General features: G+C 36.6%; 23 protein-coding genes. 4 read left to right on the forward strand and 19 right to left on the reverse strand.

Annotation, left to right across the window (positions count from 1 at the left end; translation table 11 throughout):
- Window positions 1-19 precede the first annotated feature (19 nt).
- From DEX24_RS08125 to DEX24_RS08140, 4 genes are all read right to left on the reverse strand, one after another.
- Window positions 20-1678: an ABC-F family ATP-binding cassette domain-containing protein gene (locus tag DEX24_RS08125; RefSeq protein WP_109305922.1), complete on the reverse strand. Its 1659-nt coding sequence runs from the start codon at window positions 1676-1678 to the stop codon at window positions 20-22.
- Between the two features lie 180 nt (window positions 1679-1858).
- The gene (locus DEX24_RS08130; RefSeq protein ID WP_109305923.1) at window positions 1859-2320 is read right to left on the reverse strand and encodes a hypothetical protein; all 462 of its coding nucleotides are present in this window, start codon (window positions 2318-2320) and stop codon (window positions 1859-1861) included.
- A 394-nt stretch (window positions 2321-2714) separates the two neighbouring features.
- On the reverse strand, window positions 2715-3356 hold the full coding sequence (locus DEX24_RS08135) for a LysE family translocator (protein WP_170112884.1): 642 nt from the start codon (window positions 3354-3356) through the stop codon (window positions 2715-2717).
- 61 nt (window positions 3357-3417) lie between these two features.
- The gene (locus DEX24_RS08140) at window positions 3418-4212 is read right to left on the reverse strand and encodes an AP2 domain-containing protein (RefSeq protein WP_109305925.1); all 795 of its coding nucleotides are present in this window, start codon (window positions 4210-4212) and stop codon (window positions 3418-3420) included.
- A 245-nt stretch (window positions 4213-4457) separates the two neighbouring features.
- Between DEX24_RS08140 and DEX24_RS08145 the strand changes: the two genes are divergently transcribed.
- On the forward strand, window positions 4458-5942 hold the full coding sequence (locus DEX24_RS08145) for a helix-turn-helix domain-containing protein (protein WP_109305926.1): 1485 nt from the start codon (window positions 4458-4460) through the stop codon (window positions 5940-5942).
- 80 nt (window positions 5943-6022) lie between these two features.
- On the opposite strand, the gene DEX24_RS08150 is transcribed toward DEX24_RS08145, so the two are convergent.
- The 7 genes from DEX24_RS08150 to DEX24_RS08175 all read right to left on the reverse strand — a co-directional run bounded on the left by DEX24_RS08150 (window position 6023) and on the right by DEX24_RS08175 (window position 11614).
- On the reverse strand, window positions 6023-6418 hold the full coding sequence (locus tag DEX24_RS08150) for a helix-turn-helix domain-containing protein (RefSeq protein WP_109305927.1): 396 nt from the start codon (window positions 6416-6418) through the stop codon (window positions 6023-6025).
- Between the two features lie 49 nt (window positions 6419-6467).
- Window positions 6468-6620: a hypothetical protein gene (locus DEX24_RS17170; protein WP_170112885.1), complete on the reverse strand. Its 153-nt coding sequence runs from the start codon at window positions 6618-6620 to the stop codon at window positions 6468-6470.
- Between the two features lie 394 nt (window positions 6621-7014).
- Window positions 7015-7434 (reverse strand): Fur family transcriptional regulator, encoded by a 420-nt coding sequence (locus tag DEX24_RS08155; protein WP_109305928.1) that lies wholly within the window; start codon window positions 7432-7434, stop codon window positions 7015-7017.
- Between the two features lie 20 nt (window positions 7435-7454).
- On the reverse strand, window positions 7455-8300 hold the full coding sequence (locus DEX24_RS08160; RefSeq protein ID WP_109305929.1) for a metal ABC transporter permease: 846 nt from the start codon (window positions 8298-8300) through the stop codon (window positions 7455-7457).
- Complete coding sequence (locus tag DEX24_RS08165; protein WP_109305930.1) at window positions 8297-9070, reverse strand: metal ABC transporter ATP-binding protein; 774 nt, start codon at window positions 9068-9070, stop codon at window positions 8297-8299. The genes DEX24_RS08160 and DEX24_RS08165 overlap by 4 nt, the downstream gene beginning before the upstream one ends.
- A 322-nt stretch (window positions 9071-9392) precedes the next feature.
- Window positions 9393-10283: a deoxyribonuclease IV gene (locus DEX24_RS08170; RefSeq protein WP_109305931.1), complete on the reverse strand. Its 891-nt coding sequence runs from the start codon at window positions 10281-10283 to the stop codon at window positions 9393-9395.
- 14 nt (window positions 10284-10297) lie between these two features.
- Window positions 10298-11614, reverse strand: coding sequence for a DEAD/DEAH box helicase (locus DEX24_RS08175; RefSeq protein WP_109305932.1), 1317 nt, complete (start codon window positions 11612-11614; stop codon window positions 10298-10300).
- Between the two features lie 207 nt (window positions 11615-11821).
- Between DEX24_RS08175 and DEX24_RS08180 the strand changes: the two genes are divergently transcribed.
- Window positions 11822-12790, forward strand: a complete 969-nt coding sequence (locus DEX24_RS08180; protein ID WP_109305933.1) for a 4-hydroxy-3-methylbut-2-enyl diphosphate reductase — start codon at window positions 11822-11824, stop codon at window positions 12788-12790.
- Between the two features lie 208 nt (window positions 12791-12998).
- Here DEX24_RS08180 and DEX24_RS08185 read toward each other — a convergent pair whose 3' ends face one another.
- From DEX24_RS08185 to ccpN, 8 genes are all read right to left on the reverse strand, one after another.
- Window positions 12999-14120, reverse strand: coding sequence for a Nif3-like dinuclear metal center hexameric protein (locus DEX24_RS08185; protein WP_109305934.1), 1122 nt, complete (start codon window positions 14118-14120; stop codon window positions 12999-13001).
- Window positions 14121-14813, reverse strand: coding sequence for a tRNA (adenine(22)-N(1))-methyltransferase (locus DEX24_RS08190; RefSeq protein WP_109305935.1), 693 nt, complete (start codon window positions 14811-14813; stop codon window positions 14121-14123). It abuts the gene before it with no gap.
- A gap of 176 nt (window positions 14814-14989) precedes the next feature.
- Window positions 14990-15364, reverse strand: a complete 375-nt coding sequence (locus DEX24_RS08195) for a c-type cytochrome (protein WP_109305936.1) — start codon at window positions 15362-15364, stop codon at window positions 14990-14992.
- Window positions 15365-15537: 173 nt separating this feature from the next.
- Window positions 15538-16113: a hypothetical protein gene (locus DEX24_RS08200; RefSeq protein ID WP_109305937.1), complete on the reverse strand. Its 576-nt coding sequence runs from the start codon at window positions 16111-16113 to the stop codon at window positions 15538-15540.
- A gap of 373 nt (window positions 16114-16486) precedes the next feature.
- On the reverse strand, window positions 16487-17638 hold the full coding sequence (gene rpoD / locus DEX24_RS08205; protein WP_109305938.1) for an RNA polymerase sigma factor RpoD: 1152 nt from the start codon (window positions 17636-17638) through the stop codon (window positions 16487-16489).
- 31 nt (window positions 17639-17669) lie between these two features.
- A complete protein-coding gene (gene dnaG / locus DEX24_RS08210; protein WP_109305939.1) occupies window positions 17670-19505 on the reverse strand; it encodes a DNA primase in 1836 nt (611 codons plus the stop codon).
- A gap of 390 nt (window positions 19506-19895) precedes the next feature.
- On the reverse strand, window positions 19896-20699 hold the full coding sequence (locus DEX24_RS08215) for a pyruvate, water dikinase regulatory protein (RefSeq protein WP_109305940.1): 804 nt from the start codon (window positions 20697-20699) through the stop codon (window positions 19896-19898).
- 12 nt (window positions 20700-20711) lie between these two features.
- Window positions 20712-21350 (reverse strand): transcriptional regulator CcpN, encoded by a 639-nt coding sequence (gene ccpN / locus DEX24_RS08220; RefSeq protein WP_170112886.1) that lies wholly within the window; start codon window positions 21348-21350, stop codon window positions 20712-20714.
- 324 nt (window positions 21351-21674) lie between these two features.
- On the opposite strand from ccpN, the gene DEX24_RS08225 reads away from it, so the two are divergent.
- Together DEX24_RS08225 and DEX24_RS08230 are read left to right on the forward strand one after the other, a co-directional pair.
- Window positions 21675-23060: a glycine--tRNA ligase gene (locus tag DEX24_RS08225; RefSeq protein ID WP_109305942.1), complete on the forward strand. Its 1386-nt coding sequence runs from the start codon at window positions 21675-21677 to the stop codon at window positions 23058-23060.
- Between the two features lie 687 nt (window positions 23061-23747).
- Window positions 23748-24143, forward strand: a complete 396-nt coding sequence (locus DEX24_RS08230) for a hypothetical protein (protein ID WP_146192974.1) — start codon at window positions 23748-23750, stop codon at window positions 24141-24143.
- Window positions 24144-25094: the final 951 nt, after the last annotated feature.

Genomic DNA, 25094 nt, shown 5'->3' on the forward strand with positions numbered 1-25094 from the left:
GACGAAGGTTTTTTCGTTATTAACTTGTACTACTTTGTAACGCCAATTGTTGATTTTCAGCTTTTTTATCTACATAATCATCATAATTACCATAGTATCCTTTAATGCCTTCAGCTGTTAGATCATAGATTTTATTCGCTAATTTATTAACAAAATAACGATCATGCGAAATAAATAATAATGTACCATCAAATGCATCAAATGCTGTTTCTAAAATATCTTTACTAAATAAGTCTAGATGGTTTGTCGGTTCATCAATTACCATCATATTTGCCTCAAGTAGCATTAGTTTCGCTAAAGCAACACGTGCTTTTTCTCCACCGCTTAACGCACTAACTTCTTTATGAATATCATCTTCAAGGAAGAGGAAACTCCCTAAAACTGCACGTATTTTCGCTTCTTCCACAGTAGGGAAATCATCCCATACTTCATTGAAAATTGTTTTTTCAGGGTGTAGTGTCAACTGTTCTTGATCATAATAACCAATCGTCACACCTTCGCCCCAAGTAATCATGCCGTTTTCAAGCGCTCTACGATTGACTAATGTTTTAAGTAATGTTGATTTTCCGACACCATTATCACCAATTAAACCAATGCGGTCACCACGTTCAAGTTCAAAGTTGATATTTTCAACTATCGGTACTTTAATACCATCTTTCATCACAAGTAAATCAACCTGTTTCACTGTCAACACATGACGATGGGAGGGTTTTTTCGCTGAGAAAACCATTCTAGAGCGTTTTAAATCTTTTAAAGGCTCATCTATTAATTCCATGCGTTCAATTTGCTTACGTTTGTTTTTTGCACTTTTCGAAGAACTTGCTGAAGCAATATTACGCACAACATAGTCTTCCATTTGTTTTAGTTGTTCTTGTTGCATTTCATATTTTTTCGTTTGCAACTCACGATTGGTCTCTTTTTGCTCCACAAATGATGAATAATTACCTACATAACGCGTCGCAGTAGTTCTCTCAACATCGTAAATAATCGTCACGAGGGAATCAAGGAAATAACGGTCATGCGACACAACAACAATTGTACCCGTATAACTTTTTAAATACGTTTCTAACCACGCTAATGTTTTGAAATCTAAATGGTTCGTCGGTTCATCTAACATCAATAGATTGGGTTCTTGTAATAGAATTTTAGCAAGAGCAAGACGTGTTTTTTGACCTCCACTCAGGTCTTTAATTACCGTATTTGTAGACATATCCTCAAAGCCCATGCCTTGGAGAATACCGCGGATTTTTGTATCAATTTCATAGCCGCCCTCCTGCACGAAATACTCCGATTTTTCAGCATAACGAGCCATTACTTGCTCATACTGTTCAGCATCTTCCATCAGTGAAACATCGCCCATTTGTTCTTCTAGTTCACGCAATTGCTGTTCTATTTTCAATAATGGTTCAAAGACACTTTTCATCTCTGACCAAATCGTTTCTTCGATTCGCAGACCACTATTTTGACGTAAATAGCCCATCTTCGTACCTTTTTTCATGTGAATTTCACCGCTATCGAATTCTAAATCTTTTGCGATTATTTTGAGTAATGTTGATTTACCAGCACCATTTACACCAACGATTGCTACGCGTTCCCCTTCTTCAATTTTCATAGAAACGCCTGATAATACCGTGTCATTGGTGAAAGTTTTTGTTATATCATTTAATTGTAATAGCATCTAATCCACTTTTCTGTTGTTTATTTTCACTGACCACATAGAAAAAGACATCGGAATAAACCGATGCCTCCATGTAGAAAGTATACGTTCATTTGCTCATATGCCAAGATTAGTAATCAATCATGTCATAGTCGAATAGTATAAAGTGTACTACAATTCACGATAAAAAGCGAATTCCTTTCAAGTCAATTCTAGCTGTCTTAGAATATTCGTTAATTTATGTAGTGATTGCTTTAACTCTCGTCGTTGTTTTACTTGCTTATTAGATGCCACATCTACAACAGAATCAAATTTTTCACCATTTTTAAAATGAAATTCATATGTTACATAGCCGACATGTTTTTCAAAAATTTCATCGACCTGTTTTTCACTATAAACAGTGCCATCCTTTGTTTTTGAAAATACGACTGTTTGTTCTGCTGTGGCAATAATTTTTTCAATATCTTGTAATTGAAAAGTTTGATTTGCTGCACGACTAACAAATTCACCATCTTTTGTCACATAAAAATCCAAGCTACCATTTGCATGTACAAAACCAACTTTCACTTGCGTATCAGCTGTATCATGTGGGCTCGTGCTTTGTAATTTTTTAATAAATAACGCTACGCTAATAATAACGACGATGACGATGACAATATACATTTTTCCAAACTCCTTTGTCTATGTATTATATGAATTGTACGCATAATTCTCCTATAATACAATAAAAATAGCGCATCAACTTAAATATGCTTAACGAATTGCCCTTCACTGACGTGACAACTTCTTGCGTCATAAATATTTTTACGGACTGTCTACATTGACCAAACTTCTATGATGAACCTTCCATGGTTATTTTTAGCTTACGTATATTCTTATTTGTCTAACTAGTATAATCATGGTCAGTCGTATAATTTATCCATGGCCATTCTCTGATCTGTAACACTTTTCACCATTATCGGTTGCAATGATCCATTCAGATACCCTAGATTAAATCATCCTCTTATATTCTTAACTGGCATACATCCAAGATTTACTGCCTCCATTACACGCTTGTTCAAGATATTTTTTCAGTCGCTAATTTCACGCCAATCCCTACTAATACCACAGCTGTTAACTTATTAAAAATAACTTGAATACGCTCTTGTAAAAACCATTTTCGAATAATAGTAATAATAAAAACAACTATACCTAACCACACGACTGCAATCATGATTAAGACAGTTGCTAACACAATAAGCTGCATATTCACTGAATGACTTGGTTCAATAAACTGTGGCATCAGTGTCACATAGAGTAATAGTGTTTTGGGGTTCAGTAAATCTGTCGTTAAACCTTGCGTTAAGCAATTGAATGATTTATTTGAAAAGCGACCACCCCCTGGTTCTGGTTCTGCTACTGTCTGTAGTTGCATGTTTTGAGCTTTTGAGCGCCATGCTTGTATACCTAAATAGATTAAATAAGCTGCACCTAAATATTTAATTGCTAAAAAAATCACGACTGATTTAGCAATGATTGTCGCTAAACCTAATACTGCTAACGTCGTCCAAATAACCAATGCTAATACGATACCAATCATCGTAAATACACCTGCTTTTTTCCCATATGACAACGTATTTTTCAACACAAGTAATGAATCCACCCCTGGAACCATTACAATCATCAACGCTACCAATGCAAACATCCAAATTTCATTCATCCTATGCACCCCTTCTATGCCATTATATAGCGTAGACATGCATAATTATACTATTTTTAAATTATTCTGATATTTCAACTCCACGATCATATTGAGCTAAAAAAGCATTATAGTATTTTATTTCTGCTTGTTTTCGCGCATTTGTCGCTTGTTGGATATGATTGAAACGCCCGAGCGCAATATTTCTACCCTTAAATCCGATATACGCCTGCCACTGATTACCTATTTTTGATACCCCACGCACACCTGATTTATTGGCTTTCGATATTTTTTTTGAACGTATTTGTTCAATACATGTTCCATCTACAATCGTACGATAATCAATTTTTTTCAAACAACCGCAACTGCGTGTGTGGCCATACTTTAAATTACGTGCAGATACGCTAACCGTCTCACCACAATCACATTGACATTCAATGCTATCTTTTTCTATATCGATGCGTAGGACCGTCAATTTACCATAGAGTTCTCCAATCTCAAATTGCTTTTTATGCACGGATGAACCACAATGCGTCGTTTGTCCTCGTAATAAATTACGTGCAGATGCTAATTTTTCTTCCCCACAATTGCAGCGACAAAGCCATATAATAGACCCTTCTTTTGCACGTTTATCCGTTTTCTCAAACACTGTCAATTCTCCAAATGTCATGTCGAGTAAATCACGATAACGCTGACGGTTTTTTACTTCTAAACAACCACAGCTTTTCGTCCGACCCGATGATAAATTTGAATAATAGACAATTTTTGAATGACCACAATCGCATAATACTTTTAATCGCAGTGTATTTTTTTCTCTAATTTCCGCTGTTACAACTAGCCGTCCATAGCGTTTTCCAATATAGTGTTTTTTCTTCAATCCCTTCAGCTCCTCCTATACTTCATGAAAATAAGTATAAATCGAAAGGCTTATGCTAAATTATCATTAAATTGACTAATAATTTAAAAAATTACTAAACCTTATTACTGATAGCTTTGTGTGGGTGATTGTCAATTTCCGTAACAGTTTTAGCAAATTATGAAGTGCTACATATCTTGTAACAACGATACAAGCTCTATAGAATCAATCGTAGGAACCGAAAGTTTTTTGAAGGAGAAGAGTTTATGAATCATTTTTTTCTTACGGATAAAGAGTTATTACAATATGACTTATTTAAACACTTATTATTGGATTCACATGAAACAAGCTTCATTCATCTCTCTGAACATTTACAATCCGATCAGCGGACGATGAAACGCTATGTGAAATATTTACAGGAAGATTGCGCAAACCTCTTCCAAGAAAATATTATTTTCGAAGTAACAAAAGACTATGTGAAATTAACAAAAAACAAAGATTTCAGCAAAGCTTATTATTTACATTCATTAAATCACTCCTATAAAATAGCGAGTTCAAGCTTTGCCCTTTTTCATTTTTTGATTCATTCAAAAGATACATCAATTATTGATATATCTGAAAAAATCCATTTGAGTACCGCACAAGTTTATCGTTTAATCCATTCTTTAAATAAAATGATGGGTCCTTTTAATGTGAAAATTTCTTTAAAAGCATCAAATGGCTATTTAGTTGGTGAAGAAACGGCCATTCGCTATTTACTATTTTACTTAGCCGTCTATGAATTAAATCATATGGAAGATCCATTCCATTTAAATTCACTGAACTTACCAGCAATGACTTCATTACCTGAACACCGAAAAATGACGAAGCAAACAGCGAGTATTTGTCATTACATGCTACAAATTATTCAATGGCGTGTACATGTAAAGGGTGCTGCACTCGATTTAGAGCAATCTGTTGTCAAGGAACTAACTAATTTTACGGCATCAAATTTTTTAGATGAGTTTTTTATAACACAACTGGCTCACTATGATAGTAATATAATTTTTTGTGAAACGAAGTTTAGTGCCTTATTATTTCAACAATTTTTACCAAGTATTTATTCTGATGATGAAAAAATCCAATTTTATAATCATTTTGATAAATATGAATTTCGAAATTTTTCGACAGCACGCTTTATCATCGACCATTTTGCGCAGAGCTACGAATTAACAATTTCACCAAAGCTACTACCTCTTTATTATTATCAACTGACATTAATAATGACACAGCTCAAGACTTTTTCACTCGACTTGATTCCAATGATGGAATATCGCCATAATCGAGGTGGTCAATCTTCAGTAGATAATAATTTTGTTCATAGTAGGCAACAGATCATTTTACTATTACAATCATGGTCACAAATCCAATTATCAAAAGAACAAATTATGTATGTAAGTCAATTTTTACTATTTGTCCATACACAATGTAGTGGACGTAAAAAAGTCCGTATTTTTTTAGATATTCAGCATGGTTTTAGCAATGCACGTATCATTAAAAACTTCGTGCAAACGGTCTTCTCTGAAAATAGTGTCGATTTTGTCTTAGATGCGTCATGTGCCCATGTAATTGTTACAGACTATGATTTTAGTGCACCTCATTCTTCTAGAACCTACTATTTTGCAGATCCGCAAGAACAAAGCTGTTGGGATAATCTTTTAAAATGTTTATTGGAGGTTGAGCTTGAAATTAATGATTTTCAAATTCATTGATTACGGGGGTGATGTGATTTGTTTCTTTCAAATCACATCATTTTTTCTATGCATTTCTTTCACAGAAAAAGGATCATCCCCTATGTAAATTCACATACATTTCGTTTGAATACATTTTTATGCGTACGCCATTCTAGTAGGCCATGTGAATAACTCCACCGAAAGCTACTCACAATAATCAGTTGGTATTTTCCTGCATCTGTATCGCCTTTATATTCCTCAATTGCGATTGCTTTTGGTAGCGTGACACCTGACACTAATTGTTGTTCTGCGACTTGATCAAAACGACGAATAACAGTTGAACTAGCTGTCCCCATTTTCTCAGCAACTGATTTAAATGTAGGTGATTTAACACATAGCATTTGAATCGCTTGATGCCATTCTTTTGAAAAGCGTTGATCACGTTCAATAAAAGAAGTTTTTTCTGAAAAACGTTTTCCACAAGAACAGACATAGCGCCGACGCTTATAATACAAAACTGTAAGTCATTCAAACCATTTTAAATGGTTCATTTTTTGTATGCGATCAATCATGTACTTTCGAAGTAATGGACTGACAAGCTGGACAAATAGGTGAACGCTTCGGCATTTCTATAAAAAGAGCATACTTGCCCTCAATTTCTTCAACTTTTGTGACTAAAACATCTTTTAATCCTAGGATAGTCATGATGGACTTCATATAGCATAGCTCACCTTTCTACTCTTACTTATTATGCAGCATTTTAAGTATAGAAGATTGGGTGAACCTGTGCTTTTTTCTGTCTATTTTTAGGTATGTTTATCATGATTAAAAGAAATGGCGAGGACTCCTGCCGAAAAACAAGTAGTACGCAATCCTTTATTTTCACCTACGGTGAAAATAAATAGGGCGTTACTTGTCGGCGGAAAGCTCTCGCTATGTCTAATTGTCTAAAACATGAATGGTTTTAATACCCCAACATATATAATAGAACCAAAATAAGGCACTCTCCATTCTAAATAGAATGAAGAGTGCCTTATGTTTGATTGAAAAACTAAACTTCCATAAAAAGCGAAAGTTTTTCAGTGCCCTCGTGTTGAAGAAGGTAGTTTTCTTAATTTGCAGTCATACAATTTGGGCATTTTCCATAAATCTCGAATTTATGTTCACCAATTTCATACCCGGGTAGCTGTTCATAAATGAGTTCCATTGGACAATGATGAACTTCTTTAATATGACCACAAACCATGCAGATGAAATGGTGGTGATGATGCTCAGTTTCGCAATGCATACGGAAATGTCTTTCTCCTGTTAGCTCTGTTTCTTCTAAAATACCAACTTCTACGAAGGTCGAAAGATTACGATAAATTGTATCATAACTCATACCTGGATAATCTTTTTTCATAACGAGCAGTAAATCCTTAGCGGTTAAATACTTGTCTGTTCGCTCAAACATATCTAATATTTGCTCTCTTTTATCCGTTTTTTTAAAACCGCTCTCTTTTAAAATTTCCCATGCTTTTGTTATATTCATCGAATCTCACGACTCCTCTCTTAACGCGCGCGTACAGCTAAAATAATTTTTTTACTAATAAGTACAATCAATAATATTATAATCGACGTTACTACGATTGTCCCACCCGGAGCAAGGTTTAAGTAGAAAGCTGACACCAACCCAACAATGACTGCCAATTCTCCAAATATAATGGAATAAAGGATTGTTTGTTTAAAACTTTTCGCCATGCGTATTGCTGCTGCCACTGGTAATGTAATCAATGATGACACCAGTAGAATACCAACAATCCGCATTGACGCTGCAATAACCAATGCCGTAATTAACATAAATAACGTATGTACGACTTTCGTTGGTAAACCACTTGCTTGTGCATACTCATCATCAAATGACAACACGAATAATTCTTTATATAACAAGTAGATAAATGCAGTGACAATAACCGCAATACCAATGACAATATATAAATCTTGACGACTTACGGCCGATACTGAACCAAATAAATAACTGAATAGATCTGTGCTAAAACCTTGTGCTAAAGAGATGAATATGGCACTCATTCCAAGACCAGCCGACATGATGATAGGGATTGCTAACTCTTCAAAATGTTTATAGAGGCGGCGTAATCTTTCAATCAGTACCGAACCACCAACTGCTGCTACAATACCTAGATAAAGCGGATTTAATGTTGCGAGACCGATGAAGCTTTGACTTAAATATAAGCTGCCAGCAATACCAGCTAATGTGACATGTGACAAGGCGTCTGCTATTAAAGAAAGGCGGCGTACAACGATAAAAACACCTAATAATGGGGCGATGAAACCGATAATAATACCAGCTAAAAAGGCATTTTGTAAAAACTCATATTGAAAGATTGAGGAAATCATTTAGTTGGTTCCTCCTTATGCGAGTGAATTTTACGCACCGACATACCATACCATTCGCTGAGTTCATCCTTTGTTAAATTAACATAATCATCTTTAAAGCCATGGAAGTGAATTGTTTTGTTTAAACAAGCTACATGTGAAATTTTACTAGATACGACGTCTACATCATGGGTTACAAGCATTAATGTCATATTGTGACGAGCATTTAAATGTGCCACTAGATCATAAAAAGCCTGAACATTTTCATAATCTATACCGACTGTAGGTTCATCTAAAATTAATAATTTTGGTTTTGCTACTAACGCTCGAGCGATGAATACTCGCTGTTGTTGCCCCCCGGATAATTCACCAATATTACGCTGGACAAAACTCTCCATACCAACTGACTGCAACGCTTCTATCACTAACTTATCTTGATTCGGGGCTTTGCGCTTAAACAGACCTAATGACTTCACTAAACCGCTAGCAACGACTTCTTTGACCGTTGCAGGAAAACCTGAGTTAAATGAATTAGACTTTTGTGATACATAACCAATCCATTCGCGATGATTAAATTTATTGGCGTCTTGACCAAATAACATCACCTTTCCAGATGTTGGTTTTAACAAGCCTAAAATCAACTTTAACATCGTTGATTTTCCTGAACCATTTGGTCCTAATAAGGCCAGGAAATCACCTTCATTAATCGTTAAAGATATATGATCTAATACATTTGTATATTCATATTGAAAGGAAACATTTTGCAACTCGATGAGTGGCTGCTTCGTCATAAACTTCTCTTCTTTCTAATTCAGAATCATTACGATTTACATTTTAAAAGTATATAGGATTATGTAGGTAATGTAAAGGAAGTTTTCTTAGTTCACTTAAATAATGAAAAGCGTGCCACACTGCCTGCTCGCGTCTTCTACAGAATTAGTAGAAGTGAGGTGCGCGTAAAACGTCGAGTAGAGATACTTTTGTTTGGAAAATCCCAAAAAACAAGATAGGACTGTTCTTAATTGGTTGTTAGTGGACGATTTTATATGATAAAAAAGCTGTCCTTCAAAAATCATATGAATGATTTTCGAGGACAGCTTTTCGTATGGTAAATTACTGTTCTTTCATCTCTTTAATAGGTGACTCATTAAAGTTACCAGAGCGCAGAGCAGCAATTTCGTATTGATAGGGTGCTTTTGACGTTTTTTTATCAAGTCCAACCCACGGTGTTTCTAATATTTTAGGTATATTTGTAAAAGCTTCATGATGCACAATCGCATGTAATGGTGCGAAACCAATATGACCAAATCCAAGATTTTCATGACGATCTTTATGTGCAGCAATTGGATTTTTACTATCATTAATATGAAGTACTTTAATATTTTTCAAACCGATTAAATGTTCAAATTGAGCAAGTACACCGTCTAAATCATTGACGATATCATATCCCGCATCGTGAACATGGCAAGTATCAAAACAAACCGACAGACGGTCATTATTTTTTACGCCATCAAAAATGCGTGCTAATTCTTCAAATGTACGTCCACATTCTGAACCTTTACCCGCCATTGTTTCCAAGGCGATTTGAACCGATGCATCTACCGACAATACTTCGTTTAAACCTTCAATAATTTTCGCAATTCCTGCATCTGTTCCTTCACCGACATGTGCGCCAGGGTGAAGAACAATTTGTCCCGCTCCTAAAGCTTCCGTTCGATGGATTTCCTTTTGCAAAAATTCCACACCTAAACCAAATACTTCTGGTTTGATTGTATTGGCGATATTGATAATATAAGGTGCATGCACGACAAGATTTGAAATGCCATGCGCTGCCATATGAGCTCTACCTGCTTCAATATTTAACTCTTCAAGCGGTTTACGGCGCGTATTTTGCGGCGCACCGGTGTAAACCATCATTGTTGTTGCGCCATATGAAGCTGCTTCCTCACTCGAGCCTAGTAACATTTTCTTACCATTCATTGATACATGAGAGCCTAGTAGCATATTTTTTACCTCACTTATTTATTCTTAGCGCGGGCTTTAGAGCGTTTACGACGTTCTTTTTTCTTAATTGCATCCATTTCCCAACGCATATTACGTTTATAACCCGGTTTTACTTTTTTCGGTTTACGTACTTTTGATTTGGCAATACGATCGATTTCGTCTTCTTTTTTATTACCTTCACGTTTTAGACGTGTATTACGAGCTTTCATATCAACTAATTCGCCATTTTTAAGATCTTTTGCTTCGAATTTGATGTCCATTTTCTCAATACGAGCAATAGCATCTTCTTCTGAAGGTTCAAAAATCGTAATAGCTAAGCCTTTATTACCAGCACGTGCCGTACGACCAACACGGTGAATGAAGAACTCTAAATCTTGTGGTAATTCATAGTTGATGACATGAGATACGCCTGGAATATCGATGCCACGAGCAGCTAAATCAGTTGCTACGATGTATTGGAATTCAAGTTCACGTACTTGTTTCATCATTTTTTTGCGATCACGAGGTGTTAAATCGCCGTGAATACGACCTGTTTTAACATGATTATTTGCTAAGAAATCTGCAACATAATCCGCTTGTTTACGCGTATTTGTGAAGATGATACATAGGAATGGGTTAATCGCGTTAACTACTTCTAATAGCTTGGCATTTTTTGATTGGCTACGCGTTGGTACTAAGTAGAAATCAAGATTTTCAGCTACTGGGCGTTTATCATTCATATGAACATGCGTTGGTGAAGACATGTATTTTTTCAAGAACGGTTGTAAGCTTTCTGGCACTGTCGCTGAGAATACATACATTTCCAAATCGTCACCCATTTGTGATGCGAATTGGTCAATATCTTCAATAAAACCAAGGTCAAACGCTAAATCAGCTTCATCAATTACTAACATTGTAGCAGTGTGTACAAGCAGCGCCTGTTCATTCACTAAGTCACGGATTCGTCCTGGTGTACCTACGACGATTTGCGGTTGTGATTTTAGTTTATCAATCGAACGTTGTTTGTCTGTTCCACCGATGAATAATTTTGTTTGAATTTCAGTATTTACAATCATTTTACCTAACTCATTGTAAATTTGTTGAGCTAACTCACGAGTTGGTGCTGTAATAACCGCTTGCACCTCTTGTTTGTTTTGGTTGATTCTTTCTAAAATCGGTATTAAGAAACTATGTGTTTTCCCCGTACCTGTGTGTGATTGACCAATCGCACTTTTACCTTTTAGGATTAGTGGAATAATCTCTTTTTGAATTCTTGTTGGATTTTTAAATCCTAGTTCCTCAATAGCATCTCTTAAGAAAGGCTGGAAACTATAATCTGTGTATTTTGACATTTCGTCACTCCTCACTTGCTTTATATATTGTAACATGATTTACGTTCAAGAAACATATTTCGTTATCATATATAATAAGAAGTGTGTCTGTCAATTACTATTTTCATGTCTTATGAACCTAAAAGTTAATAATAGCGTCTAATTGTATATAACTGTTTCGTTCGTTATAATGGACTTACCGTGTATTTGAAAGGGGTTTGAAAAAGAATGAAAGTAATAAAAATTACACCTCGTGGTTATTGTTACGGAGTTGTTGATGCGATGGTTATCGCACGTAACGCTGCGATGGATAAAACTTTACCGAGACCGATCTTTATTTTAGGAATGATCGTTCATAATAAACATGTTACGGATGCTTTCGAAGAAGAAGGCATTATTACATTAGATGGTCCAAATCGTATGGAAATTTTAGAGCAAGTTGATTCGGGAACTGTTATCTTCACAGCACATGGGGTTTCTCCTGAAGTACGTGAACTTGCACGTCGCAAAGGATTGGTATCGATTGATGCAACATGTCCAGATGTCACTGTCACACATGACTTAATCGCTGAAAAAACGGCGGAAGGCTACGATATCATTTATATTGGTAAAAAAGGCCATCCTGAGCCAGAAGGCGCCATTGGTGTTGCTCCAGACCATGTACATTTAGTTCAGCATATACCAGATATCGAAGCACTCGATATTCATACTGACAAACTACTGGTTACAAACCAAACGACGATGTCGCAATGGGATGTCATGTCTTTAATGGAAGCATTAAAATTAAAATATCCACATATTCAAGTGCATGAAGAAATTTGTTTAGCAACACAAGTTCGACAAGAAGCTGTTGCAAAACAAGCGGATCAAGCCGAATTATTAATTGTAGTTGGTGACCCGATGAGCAATAACTCCAATCGTCTAACGCAAGTTTCTGAAGAAATCGCCAATACAAAATCCTATCGCATCTCAGATTTATCTGAGCTAAAATTGGAATGGTTAGAAGGGATTGAAACAGTCGGGATTACGGCTGGGGCATCTACACCTACTCCCATCGTAAAAGAAGTACTAAACTTCTTAACGCAGTATGATTCAACAGACGAAACGACTCATGATCTGACACGTACTGTACCGCTTAGCAAAATTTTACCTAAAATCAAAACACCAAAACCAGTCATTCGTATTGAACCATATTAGGATTTATAACAAAACGCTCTGTGGCCTATTCACAGAGCGTTTTGCTAATTCCTTCTTTTTAATTTTATTAGTCGAATGGAACGCTCACCAGTCAAATCAAGAAGATCAGTGAGTTGGCTCTCGCCATATGAACATCTCATTCGCTTCATATCAAAAAAGCAAGTTACACTTCCTAAAAGGGTGTGTAACTCGCTCGAAATATAAGCTATTAGATGAATTTAAATGGTTCTGTTGAAAGATTACTTGGGATAAATTCAACTGCCATTTTATGTTCAGTACAAAGCACTGTCATTTTATTCGCTACCCCTTGCTTCATAATAGCTTCAATATGATGACCTGGATCAATCAGGCTAAGTCCCGTAGCTTCAGCATCTTGTGCTATATGAAAAGATATGTCCCCTGTAACAAAGACATCTGCACCAGCATATTTTGCTTTGCTAACATAGCTATCTCCGCTACCACCCAACACCGCTACTTTGCGCACAATCGCATGTAAATCACCTACTGCACGAACCGTTGGAACATGAAAAGCCTTTTTAACATGCGCACCAAATTGTGCGAGTGTCATAGGCTCCGCAAGAAGGCCAATACGACCGATTCCATACTGTTTAGCAGGCGTAGCTAAAGCATATAAATCATAGGCTACTTCTTCATATGGATGATTTTGTTTCATCATACGCAAAGCCTTATTGATCAGCGGTTGAGGTATAACCACCTCCACCTTCTCTTCGGGCTCCATATGAATGTCACCTACTGTTCCTACGAATGGTTGTGCATGATCTAATGCTCTAAAACGCCCTTCTCCTGAAGTTTGAAAGCTACAGCTATCATAAGCACCCATTTGACCTGCACCAATCTGTGCCAGTGCTACACGTAGTTTAAGCGCATGTTCACGGGGTATATAAACAGCTAGCTTAAATAATTGCTCCGTATAAGTTGGCGTTAATATGCCAATATTTTGTAATTGTAGCGCTTCTGCCAATAAATCATTGACACCACCTTCTGCTACATCAAGATTCGTATGTGCCGCATACACGGCTAAATCATTTTTAATGAGCTTCTCATAGAGTTTCCCCTGTGGTGTATCTGTACGAATATGCGCTAATTTACGGAAAATGGGTGGGTGGTGAGCAATGATCAGCTCACAACCTGCTGCTATTGCTTCATCAACGACTTCGTCCGTGACATCTAACGTAACTAACACCTTGGTTACTGCTTTATTTAATGTCCCAATGGCTAATCCAATGGGGTCCTGTTCCATGGCCATTAACTTCTTAGGTGACCAAGTCTCAAAGAGCTGAATGATTGCTTGTCCGTTCGTTGGTTTCAATTATAAAACCTCCTTCACTAAAGTAATCTTGCTCATTAACTCTTCCTTCTTCGTCTTTATCGCTTCCGTATTATCCGCTTTTTCCAATGATGCAAGAATATGCTGCCATTGCGTGATTTCACGCGTCCATTTTTCAATAAAAACATCATTACGTTTATCGATTAATTTCGGACCAATTAATAGCTCTGCCGGCGAGAGATGTTGTTGTCCTCTTTCTAATACAAGCACTTCATAAATTTTGTCGTCCTCTTCGAGAATTTCTTCATCAATAATTGCCCAACCATGCTGTTGCGCCCATTGTCGAATTGAAATCGCATGAATATTCGGTTGTAAAATTAAACGTTCAACCGTTGTTAATCTGGATAAGTCCTTATTTAAAATACTTGCGATGAGTGGGCCACCCATTCCTGCGATTGTAACAGCTGTTACACCATCTTCTTTCTCAATGGCATCCATACCATCTGCAAGTCTCACAATAATTTTATCTTGTAGTTGCTCATGCTTTACTTCTTGACAAGCAGATTGATATGGTCCATCTACCACTTCTCCTGCAACCGCACTTTTCGCAATATTATTATGTACGAGATAGCACGGTAAATAAGCGTGATCAGAGCCGATGTCTGCTACTACTGCGTCCTGTGGCACGAAGCTAGCAACCATAGCCAAACGTTTTGATAATTTTTGGGCATTCATAAATCAATTGCCCTCCCTTCCTACCTTCTTATTGTACTGAAAAATCCCCTATTTTAAAAGCATGAAAATCAACAGCCTACAAACGACGTTTTTCTATAATAAAAACACCCCTATATTCATATAGAGGTGTTAATCATTTGTTTATATAATAATGACGCAATCATTATTATATAAACTTATTTTAAATCTGCGATATATTTTGCTACTGCATCTAACTCGCTATCATCACTCAACAAGCCTGCTGGCATACCGCCTCTACCTTCAACTAAAATTTTCTTCACAGCATCGGTTTTTAAGCCTGTTCCATGAAGCGATGGTGCACTACCTCCACCTTTCAAATCATCTCCATGGCAAGAAATACATTTCGCACTAGTAATTGCTTTTGGATCTGTTTCACTAGCCGAGCCCTTATTCTTTTCACCCTGTTCTGTTTTTGCATCATTGTTTTTTGCTTCTTGCTTCTTATCTACGCCAATTAGAGACATGTAAAATATAAGTCCTAAACCAAAGGCAATTATTAGTAGATAAGGTACAATAGGATTTTTCTTCATAAGAATGCCCTCCCTCTGAAATTGAAAAATTTTCTATAAATTATAGAATCAGTCAACAATTTTATTGTACTTCATGTCAGCGGAAACGAAAAGGAATAATACCCATATTTTCTCTTTTTTATATTAAAATTGCCATATCGGACATAATTAACATATTTTACATGTAAAATAGATTAAGACAAAATCAAGTATCCAAGAACGAATACTATACCTAAAACACCCGATATTGTAAAATAAATTAATTTAACATAACGCCCTGCTAAAAGCCACACGATACAATTTGCTACGACAACACCTAAAATCGCATATTGGTTACCTACGAATAGTATACCTGTCAAGCGTACGGAAATAGAAAAAAGCAACAGAGCTGCTGTCGCAAATGCAAAAGTTGTTGTAAGCGTTTTATTGTGAGCGGTTTTAAATACATAATACATGATAGAAGTAAAAATAATCACACCAAGCACAAGAGGTATATATACCAATTTGCTACCTAAAATAAACAGAGCTGCAACGAATACAAGCAAAACTAATACAGAGAATACAGCTATTATTATTTTGCCAAATGATGGTTTAATCGGTTGTAACAAAGATTGACTTGCTAATAGCTCCTCGCCTTCTTGCGTTAAATTTCTGCCCCCCATATAAAGGTGCATTAAAAAATCACAATATTGTTCTGGGAGAAGTTTATTCGTTTTCCAAAAGAGAATTTCTTTTAAAATAATTTCTTTTCTCTGTTTATCGCTCTCCATAATCTTTCCTCCATACACCAAATTCATCTCGTTCTTTTATTGCTTCTTTAAATGTATCGGTTGGAAAAACGTTTATTTAAGATACTTCAAGTATTGTATACCCTTTTCTAGATATATTCCTACTTCCATAGCTCTTAGCAAAGTAGTTCTCCTATATTTCTACTCACAGTGAAGATCAATAATGGGCTACTTATCGACGGAAAGCATTCGCTATTTCTAAAGGTCCAAAATATGACTTGTTTTAAAACCTCCTATCTATCATGGCACCAGTTAAACTTGGTCTTTTCATTAGACAAAAAAAGCAGGATTAGTTTTGCAACTAATCCTGCTGGTAATGGCTATTTTACAAATGGCTCTTGCTACATTAACGAGATTATTCTAAGAAATCTTTCAATCGTTTACTGCGTGAAGGATGGCGAAGTTTGCGTAATGCTTTTGCTTCAATTTGGCGAATACGTTCACGTGTAACACCAAATACCTTCCCTACTTCTTCTAAAGTGCGCGTACGTCCATCATCTAAACCAAAACGTAGACGAAGTACATTTTCTTCGCGGTCAGTAAGCGTGTCCAGTACATCTTCAAGCTGCTCTTTTAATAGTTCATAAGCTGCATGATCCGATGGTGATTGCGCTTCTGAATCTTCGATGAAATCGCCTAAATGTGAATCATCTTCTTCACCAATAGGTGTTTCTAATGACACTGGTTCTTGAGCAATCTTCAAGATTTCACGTACTTTTTCAGGTGTTAAGTCCATTTCTTCACCGATTTCCTCAGGTGAAGGTTCGCGACCAAGATCTTGTAATAATTGACGTTGTACACGAATTAATTTGTTAATTGTTTCGACCATATGAACAGGAATACGGATTGTTCTTGCTTGGTCGGCAATAGCGCGAGTAATCGCTTGACGAATCCACCAAGTAGCATAAGTAGAAAATTTGAAGCCTTTACGGTAATCAAATTTTTCAACGGCTTTAATCAGACCCATATTACCTTCTTGAATCAAATCAAGGAAAAGCATACCGCGACCTACATAGCGTTTGGCAATACTTACTACGAGACGTAAATTAGCTTCTGCAAGACGTTTGCGCGCTTCATCGTCACCTTGTTCGATTCGTTCAGCTAAAGAAATCTCTTGCTCAGCAGTCAATAAGTCTACACGACCGATTTCTTTTAAATACATACGAACAGGGTCATTAATTTTAACGCCCGGAGGAACACTCAAATCATTTAAATCAAATGTTTCGGCAGAATTGTCACCGGCTTTTAATAAGCGCTCAAGATTCTCTTCATCGCCTTCTTTACCGCCAAGCTCGATTCCATTTGATTCTAGCTTATCGATAAATTCCTCTACTGCATCAGCACCCATTTCATATGTGCTTAATTTATCTGCTAATTCTTTATATGTTAACTCTCCAGCTTTTTTACCAGCCTCGAGTAACATTGCTTTCATATCTTCTAAAGGGTGTTCATGTTCTACTTTCACCACTTTAGCTGGTTGTTTTTTTGCTCGTTTTTTTTCTGCCATAGGTGTCTTCCTCCTCATAACAAGCGCTATATTATAGTCTTGTTAGTGATTTTTTTAAATCAATAACTTCCTGAGAAAGCGCAATTGCACTTTTTATATCATGCAGTTGCTCTGCTTCTTTCACCGCATGTTGCTTGTCTGCTATTTGTTGCTGGATAATGAACTTTTGTACCTGTTTCAGACAATCGGCAATCTCCTCATCAGTATGATCTGGATCTCGATCAACTATCGCAGCTTCCATTACAATTTTACGCAATTCTCTATCTTCAAGAATTTCAACAAAACGCTGATAATCCTCTTTTTCAAATGTCTCGTAAAAACCCATAAGATGGGCATAAATAGCCAAGTAATCTTCACGAACAAACGGTGCATCTGCAGTGATATCTCGAATTTTATCGATTGCTTCCATGTCGTGTAACATATGGGCGAGCAACAATCTTTCTGCTCGATCTATCGCTGTATATTTGCGTTTTTGCAGCAACTGCTGCGGTTGCTGTGAAGGAGGTTCAGTCATATTTCGCTCTTGTTGCTTTTGAGTCGATGCTTGCTGTGCCTCTTTTAGACGTAATTGACCTTGTAAGGTTTCTGTGGAAACTTGTGTTTCTTCAGAGAGTCTTTTTATATAAAGCTCTCTTTCGATTGGAGATATACCGCTGGTTAAATAGGATAAAGCTTCATCCGCATATTGCTGGACATCGTTCGGATATTGAAAGTTTTTGTTGCGTTTTGCATACATCATCATAAAACTGATAAAAGATTGCGGTACGGCGATTATATTGTCACGAAATGACTCCGCACCATTCTTACGAATATATTCATCTGGATCCAATCCTGCTGGAAGTACAGCAACCTCAACGGTTAAATTTTCTGCATGTAACATTTCTGCAGCTCTTTTTGCTGCCTCCCAGCCTGCATGATCACCATCGTAACAAACAATAATCTGGCTCGTAATTCTCTTTAGCTTTTGAATATGTTGGGGTGTTAAAGATGTCCCCATCGTAGCAACACCATGATGGATATTTGCATTTTTTGATGCTAACACATCCATAAACCCTTCAAAAATGATGAGTTTTCGCTCCTTACGAACAACAGGTCGAGCTTGGTCTAAATTGTAAAGTACCTTGCTTTTTTGAAAGATAGGTGATTCCGGGCTATTCATATATTTTGCCGCTTCCCCCTCCGTGTTAATAACACGGCCTGAAAATGCAATGATGCGACCAATATCATCTCGAATAGGGAACATAATACGACTACGAAAACGGTCAAAATAGCCAGAGCCATCTTCACGTTTGATGATTAAACCACCCTGTTCCATTTCATCTAAATCAAAACCTTTGTGTTGCAGTAATGTTGTCAGTGAATCCCAATTTGGCATAGACCAACCAATGCCATATGTTTCAATCATATCACGGGTAAAGCCACGATTTTCTAAATATCGTAGCCCCTCCTCGCCCTCTTCTGTATTTAAAAGAAGTTGTTGGAAATAATCAGCTGCAAGGATATGCGCCTCTTTCATGCGTTCTTCTTCAGGTGAAGCAGGCGTAGTAAGCCGTTGCCCCTGAGATGGTGCAATATCGACTTGAACGCCAACTTGCTCGCCTAGCTTACTTACCGCATCTTGAAATGGTAGATTTTCTATATCCATTAAAAACGTAATGGCATTACCACCTGCTCCACATCCGAAACAATGAAAGATTTGCTTATCGATGGACACCGAAAATGAAGGTGTCGATTCGCCATGAAAAGGACAAAGGCCGAAGTAATTTCTACCTCTTTTCGTCAATTGCATATAATTACTAATTACATCAACAATATCCGCTTGGGAGCGAATTTCTTCAATTAATTCTTCTGGAATTCTTTGTGCCATTTCATCACCATCTTTATACTTGCTATAGGTATCATTCTATAAAACTTAACAATATCCTTCTATTCCGAGACATTTCATCTAAAATAAATTTCAATAAAAAGTATCGTTCCTTAATTTCTACCACAATTCTCTATTGTAAAACATATTTAATAATTTATCTACTACAATATACGACATGAATCGAGAAAAAGTTTCAATTAAAGCAAATTTATTCTATCCGTCATTTTGAAGCGTAAATAGCCTAAAAACCTCTAGGATTATTATTATATTACAAAATTATAATTCTGTATGTATATTGTTAAACAAATAGAAAAAATCCCGCTTAGAATACTCGATTTTGAGTATTCACTATTCGGGATCCGACTAAATTGTTTACTTATGCCATTCCGCTTATTGCAGTCTATGAATAATATCATTGGCAGTTTCTTCAACTGCTTTATTCGTAACATCAATAACCGGACAACCTATGCGACTAACAATTTTTTTAAAATGTTTAATCTCTTCGTCAATGCGCTCTACTTTTGCATAGCTTGCGCCATCATTTAATCCGAGTGCCAACAAGCGTTCTTTACGAATACTATTTAACTTATCTGGAGAGATAATGAGACCAAAACACTTCTCTGCTGGAACCATAAATAATTCTTCAGGTGGCTCTACTTCTGGTACAAGAGGTACATTCGCCACTTTAAAGCGTTTATGTGCTAAAAACTGAGATAATGGGGTTTTTGATGTACGTGATACACCAACTAGTACGATATCGGCTTTTAATAGACCGCGCGGATCTCGACCATCGTCATATTTGACAGCAAACTCAATTGCCTCAATTTTTTTGAAGTAATCGTCATCTAATTTACGAACAAGACCGGGTTCTTCAATAGGTTCAATTTTCAAGGTATGCGTGAGCATATCCATAAGTGGTCCCATTAAATCTGTCGAAGAAATATTGTTGCGTAAACACTCTTCTTCTAAAAAAGTGCGCATATGACTTTTAACGACGGTATACACAATAACCGCCCTTTGCTCAACTGCAAGCTGAACGATTTCTTTCAACTGTTCAATGCTTTCAATATGTGGGAATCGTTGGAAATTTACATCTTGTAAACCTGGTCTAAATTGACTTACGGCAGCCTTGGCAACCAGCTCACCTGTCTCTCCAACCGAATCAGAAATAATAAATACTAAAATTCTATCCATTTTTGCACCACCTCACAAGTCATGGTTTTCCGCTAACGATAAAAACGCTCGCGTAATATTTGTTTTCGTCATGCGTCCGACTACCTCATAACCATCTGGATGCTCGACTACGACAGGTAATGCATCAATTTGTCTTTCAATCAACTTGTTGGCCGCTTGGATTAAACCGTCTGTTTTAAAGCAAAATGCGACATTCGGCATTCTCGTCATAATAATATGTACGGGAATATTATTTAAATCTTGGCTACCAATAGCTGTTCTCAACAGATCTTTTCTCGAAAGAACACCTGTTAAGTATGCATTTTTATCTACAACAAACAAGGTGCCTACATCTTCTAAAAACATCTGACATATGGCATCATATACTGACATATCTTCTGCTACAACAATCGGTATTGATTGGAAATCTTTTACCTTCATGTTTGTCATGCTTTCAACAACTGCTTGTCCTGTTTTCTTCCCTGAGTAAAAATAGCCAACTCTTGGTCTAGCATCTAAGAAACCTGCCATCGTTAAAATAGCAAGGTCTGGTCGAAGTGTTGCACGAGTTAGAGAAAGTCGTTCAGCGATTTGTTCACCAGTAATAGGGCCGTTGTTTTTGACAATTTCCAATATTTCTTCCTGACGTTTGTTGAGTTCGATATCACTCACCGCCTCAAAAGTGTTATACTCATTCCCTATATAGTATATACTATATTGATTGGGATTGCGAAGAAAAGTGTCGCATGTTACAATATAGCAAATAACCTGAGCGATGAACGGAATAAAAAGTAGGTCGTCTACAAAAGCGAGTAGGGATAGTGAAAGTCTACATGACGATTGAAAAGGCATCCGGGAGCTAGTGGGTTGAAAGTGGACTATTTGATTATAGTCAATCGGGGTGGAACCGCGGGTCATACATATGCACTCGTCCCCGGGCAGAAATTTTGCCCGGAGACGGGTGCTTTTTCTATCTAACAATAGGAGGTCATTAACATGGCAAAAACAATGGAAACAATTGTGAACTTAGCAAAACATCGCGGATTTGTCTTTCCGGGATCTGAAATTTATGGCGGATTAGCAAATACTTGGGATTACGGTCCACTTGGTGTCGAACTCAAGAACAATGTAAAAAAAGCATGGTGGGATAAATTCGTCAAAGAATCAGAGTATAATGTTGGACTTGACGCTGCCATTTTGATGAACCCGAAAACATGGATTGCTTCTGGACATGTAGGGAACTTCAATGACCCCATGATCGATTGTAAAGCTTGTAAATCACGTCACCGCGCTGACAAGTTAATTGAAGACGCTTCACTTGCTAAAACAGGTAAAGAAATTATCGTTGATGGTATGACATTTGATCAAATGAAAGAAAAAATGGTTGAACTAGATGTCGTTTGTCCAGATTGTGGCAAGCAAGATTTCACTGACATCCGTCAGTTCAACTTAATGTTCAAAACGTTCCAAGGTGTTACTGAAAGTTCAACTAACGAAATTTTCCTACGCCCTGAAACTGCACAAGGTATTTTCGTAAACTTTAAAAATGTCCAACGTTCAATGCGTAAGCGCACGCCGTTTGGTATCGCTCAAATCGGTAAATCCTTCCGTAACGAAATTACACCAGGTAACTTCACTTTCCGTACACGTGAATTTGAACAAATGGAGCTTGAATTTTTCTGCAAACCAGGCACTGAGTTAGAGTGGCATGCATATTGGAAAGAATTCTGTAAAAATTGGTTACTAAACCTATCGATGAAAGAAACTTCGATGCGCCTACGCGACCATGAAGACGATGAACTTTCTCACTACTCTAATGCTACTACTGATATCGAATTCCAATTCCCATTCGGTTGGGGTGAGCTATGGGGTGTTGCTTCACGTACTGACTTTGACCTTAAAAAACATATGGAGCACTCAGGTGAAGATTTCACATATATCGACCCAATTACCAATGAGCGCTATGTACCTTACTGCATCGAACCATCATTAGGAGCTGACCGTGTAACATTAGCATTCCTTGTTGATGCGTTTGATGAAGAAGAATTAGAAGGTGGCGACGTACGTACAGTATTACGCTTCCACCCTGCTTTGGCACCATTTAAAGCTGCGGTTTTACCATTGTCTAAAAAACTTGCTGATCACGCTAAAGATGTTTGGGCTGATTTACGTAAAGCATTCCCAGTCGATTATGACGAATCACAATCAATTGGTAAACGCTACCGTCGTCAAGACGAAATCGGTACACCTTTCTGTATCACATATGACTTCGATTCTGTAGAGGATGGCATGGTAACAGTTCGTCACCGCGATTCAATGGAACAAGAACGTATGCCAATTGCAGATGTTAAATCATTCATCGAATCAAAATTACAATTCTAATTTGCATCATTTTAAAAGTCAGTCCCTGTATTTGCGGGGCTGACTTTTTTTATGTTATATAATTAACGACTTAACTTTCATCTTCATATATATAAGCGAGAAAAGTACATCCACTACAAAAGAAATACCACCCATGCGTCGCAAGAGACTAAATTCATTTTAACTTCGTAAGGATAACTTACTCATATGTTCATAAAAAAATACACCTCCAAAGAATTAGTGGTATCTATACCCAAATTCTTTGAATTTTTTTGTTTTGTCTAATCTGAAGGGGTCCATTCTGCCCATTACTAGAGTATTTTTTATTTACTCCCACCGTAAACTTTAGTACATCTTTGTATACTAGAGCTTTAAAACCCTATAGCCTTTTACTAATTTACCATCTTTATTTAATTTTGAATTCCCTACATATTCTTGTGACATATGAATTGTTGAAGCATCCACAGCATTAGGCACAACTACTGCCACACTTCCAAGATCGCTGTGCCTAAAATAATTTTATCCTCCCTTTGTATGATACTTTTATTATCCAACAATTTGACTAAAAAATAACTTATTATTGCTATTTTTGATGAATTACCCGCATATAAAATGAAAGTACCATTTTATATGCGTTTTTATTAGTTTTGAATTATAATAAGTAGTAGTGATCAAACTCTTATTATAGAGCGAAAGGAATTGATTCGTTTGCAAGCACAACTTCACCGCATATTTTCATTTGGCACGCTAGCCATTAAATTCGATCAAAATGTGCAGTACGGCAAAAAACTTGATGATGTGCTCATCGTCTCAAACGGCCAGTTTGATATTCCGTTAAAAGTAATTAGTGCTAATATTTCACCAACATATCCAGATATTTTAAATATAGAGGTATCTAAAATGTTTTCATATGTTGCTGAATACAAATATACACCTAAACAAATTCATGCGTTAAATACACATGTTTTAAATTCTAAAAATATGTTATTTGATGAAATCCAGCTACCTTTTGATGAGAAAGTGACAGCTTACCAGCTTTTTTGGGATACAAGTATGTACCATGAAATGAATGATTTAGATGGCGAAGAGTTTTTATATGAATAATCTACAAGAGCGCTAGCCTATATCGCTAACGCTCTTGTTTATAGCTCTTGAATCTATGTGAAAAACTATAAAAAGAGATACTGCACTACTTTTTGAGACAAGAATAAAACACCTTATTTTAAACAGAGAAAATCCCGTATGATTTTTCGAAATCATACGGGATTATTCATTTCAAGCCATTTTCGCTTCAAAAAACGCTTTCCGCGGACATGGCTTCAAACGCCTCGTCACTCCGTTCCTGTGGGGTTTTCAGCTCATGCTATTCCCGCAGGAGTCGTTTTCTGCGCGTTCAATTGATTTGATTAATCGTATGAGACATAGTATTTTTGTTCTGCGATCATCATGCACTTTCGAAATAATTAACTGACAAGCAGGACAAGTATATACACGCTTTTGCATTTCTATAACAACATACTTGCCCGCCATTTTTGTGACTAAAACATCTTTAATCCTGGAATATTCATGATAGACTTCATATAGCACAGCTCACCTTTCTACTGTTACTTATTATGAAGCATTTTAAGTATAGAAGATTTGGTGAACCTGTGCTTTTTCTGTCTATTTTTCTAAAACATGAATTGTTTTAATACCGCAACATATATAATAGAACCAAAAATAAACGCTTAAATGAGCCAATTAGAAAAGAAGTTCATGTTTTTTAAATGATTCTCTTGAAAGAATAACTGAAAATGAGTAGGTAATTTACTAGTATTGGTAATGCAAAACAGTGATTTGAAGGACTTTTATTACAAATACTAAGTATGCCAGCCAGTAACAGCTATAATTTTCCATGCGTTGTCATCTCCCTGTAATATTGCCGATACTGAACTGTCACCTGTGTGCAACTTTCACTTGGTATAGTGTTGTTAGTTAGTAAAACCGAGGAGGAAATTTCACAATATGAAGAAACAACTTATCGCAATTACAGGTGCCATTGCACTATCAACAGCA

The sequence above is a fragment of the Kurthia sibirica genome, assembly GCF_003143975.1.
Classification (GTDB): domain Bacteria; phylum Bacillota; class Bacilli; order Bacillales_A; family Planococcaceae; genus Kurthia; species Kurthia sibirica.

Excerpts from the sequence above, each read along its gene's own strand:
- DEX24_RS08125 (WP_109305922.1), bottom strand. The coding sequence starts at position 1,678 with ATGCTATTACAATTAAATGATATAACAAAAACTTTCACCAATGACACG.
- DEX24_RS08130 (WP_109305923.1), bottom strand. The coding sequence starts at position 2,320 with ATGTATATTGTCATCGTCATCGTCGTTATTATTAGCGTAGCGTTATTT.
- DEX24_RS08135 (WP_170112884.1), bottom strand. The coding sequence starts at position 3,356 with ATGAATGAAATTTGGATGTTTGCATTGGTAGCGTTGATGATTGTAATG.
- DEX24_RS08145 (WP_109305926.1), top strand. The coding sequence starts at position 4,458 with ATGAATCATTTTTTTCTTACGGATAAAGAGTTATTACAATATGACTTA.
- DEX24_RS17170 (WP_170112885.1), bottom strand. The coding sequence starts at position 6,620 with ATGAAGTCCATCATGACTATCCTAGGATTAAAAGATGTTTTAGTCACA.
- DEX24_RS08155 (WP_109305928.1), bottom strand. The coding sequence starts at position 7,434 with ATGAATATAACAAAAGCATGGGAAATTTTAAAAGAGAGCGGTTTTAAA.
- DEX24_RS08160 (WP_109305929.1), bottom strand. The coding sequence starts at position 8,300 with ATGATTTCCTCAATCTTTCAATATGAGTTTTTACAAAATGCCTTTTTA.
- DEX24_RS08165 (WP_109305930.1), bottom strand. The coding sequence starts at position 9,070 with ATGACGAAGCAGCCACTCATCGAGTTGCAAAATGTTTCCTTTCAATAT.
- DEX24_RS08170 (WP_109305931.1), bottom strand. The coding sequence starts at position 10,283 with ATGCTACTAGGCTCTCATGTATCAATGAATGGTAAGAAAATGTTACTA.
- DEX24_RS08175 (WP_109305932.1), bottom strand. The coding sequence starts at position 11,614 with ATGTCAAAATACACAGATTATAGTTTCCAGCCTTTCTTAAGAGATGCT.
- DEX24_RS08180 (WP_109305933.1), top strand. The coding sequence starts at position 11,822 with ATGAAAGTAATAAAAATTACACCTCGTGGTTATTGTTACGGAGTTGTT.
- DEX24_RS08190 (WP_109305935.1), bottom strand. The coding sequence starts at position 14,813 with ATGAATGCCCAAAAATTATCAAAACGTTTGGCTATGGTTGCTAGCTTC.
- DEX24_RS08195 (WP_109305936.1), bottom strand. The coding sequence starts at position 15,364 with ATGAAGAAAAATCCTATTGTACCTTATCTACTAATAATTGCCTTTGGT.
- DEX24_RS08200 (WP_109305937.1), bottom strand. The coding sequence starts at position 16,113 with ATGGAGAGCGATAAACAGAGAAAAGAAATTATTTTAAAAGAAATTCTC.
- rpoD (WP_109305938.1), bottom strand. The coding sequence starts at position 17,638 with ATGGCAGAAAAAAAACGAGCAAAAAAACAACCAGCTAAAGTGGTGAAA.
- dnaG (WP_109305939.1), bottom strand. The coding sequence starts at position 19,505 with ATGGCACAAAGAATTCCAGAAGAATTAATTGAAGAAATTCGCTCCCAA.
- DEX24_RS08215 (WP_109305940.1), bottom strand. The coding sequence starts at position 20,699 with ATGGATAGAATTTTAGTATTTATTATTTCTGATTCGGTTGGAGAGACA.
- DEX24_RS08225 (WP_109305942.1), top strand. The coding sequence starts at position 21,675 with ATGGCAAAAACAATGGAAACAATTGTGAACTTAGCAAAACATCGCGGA.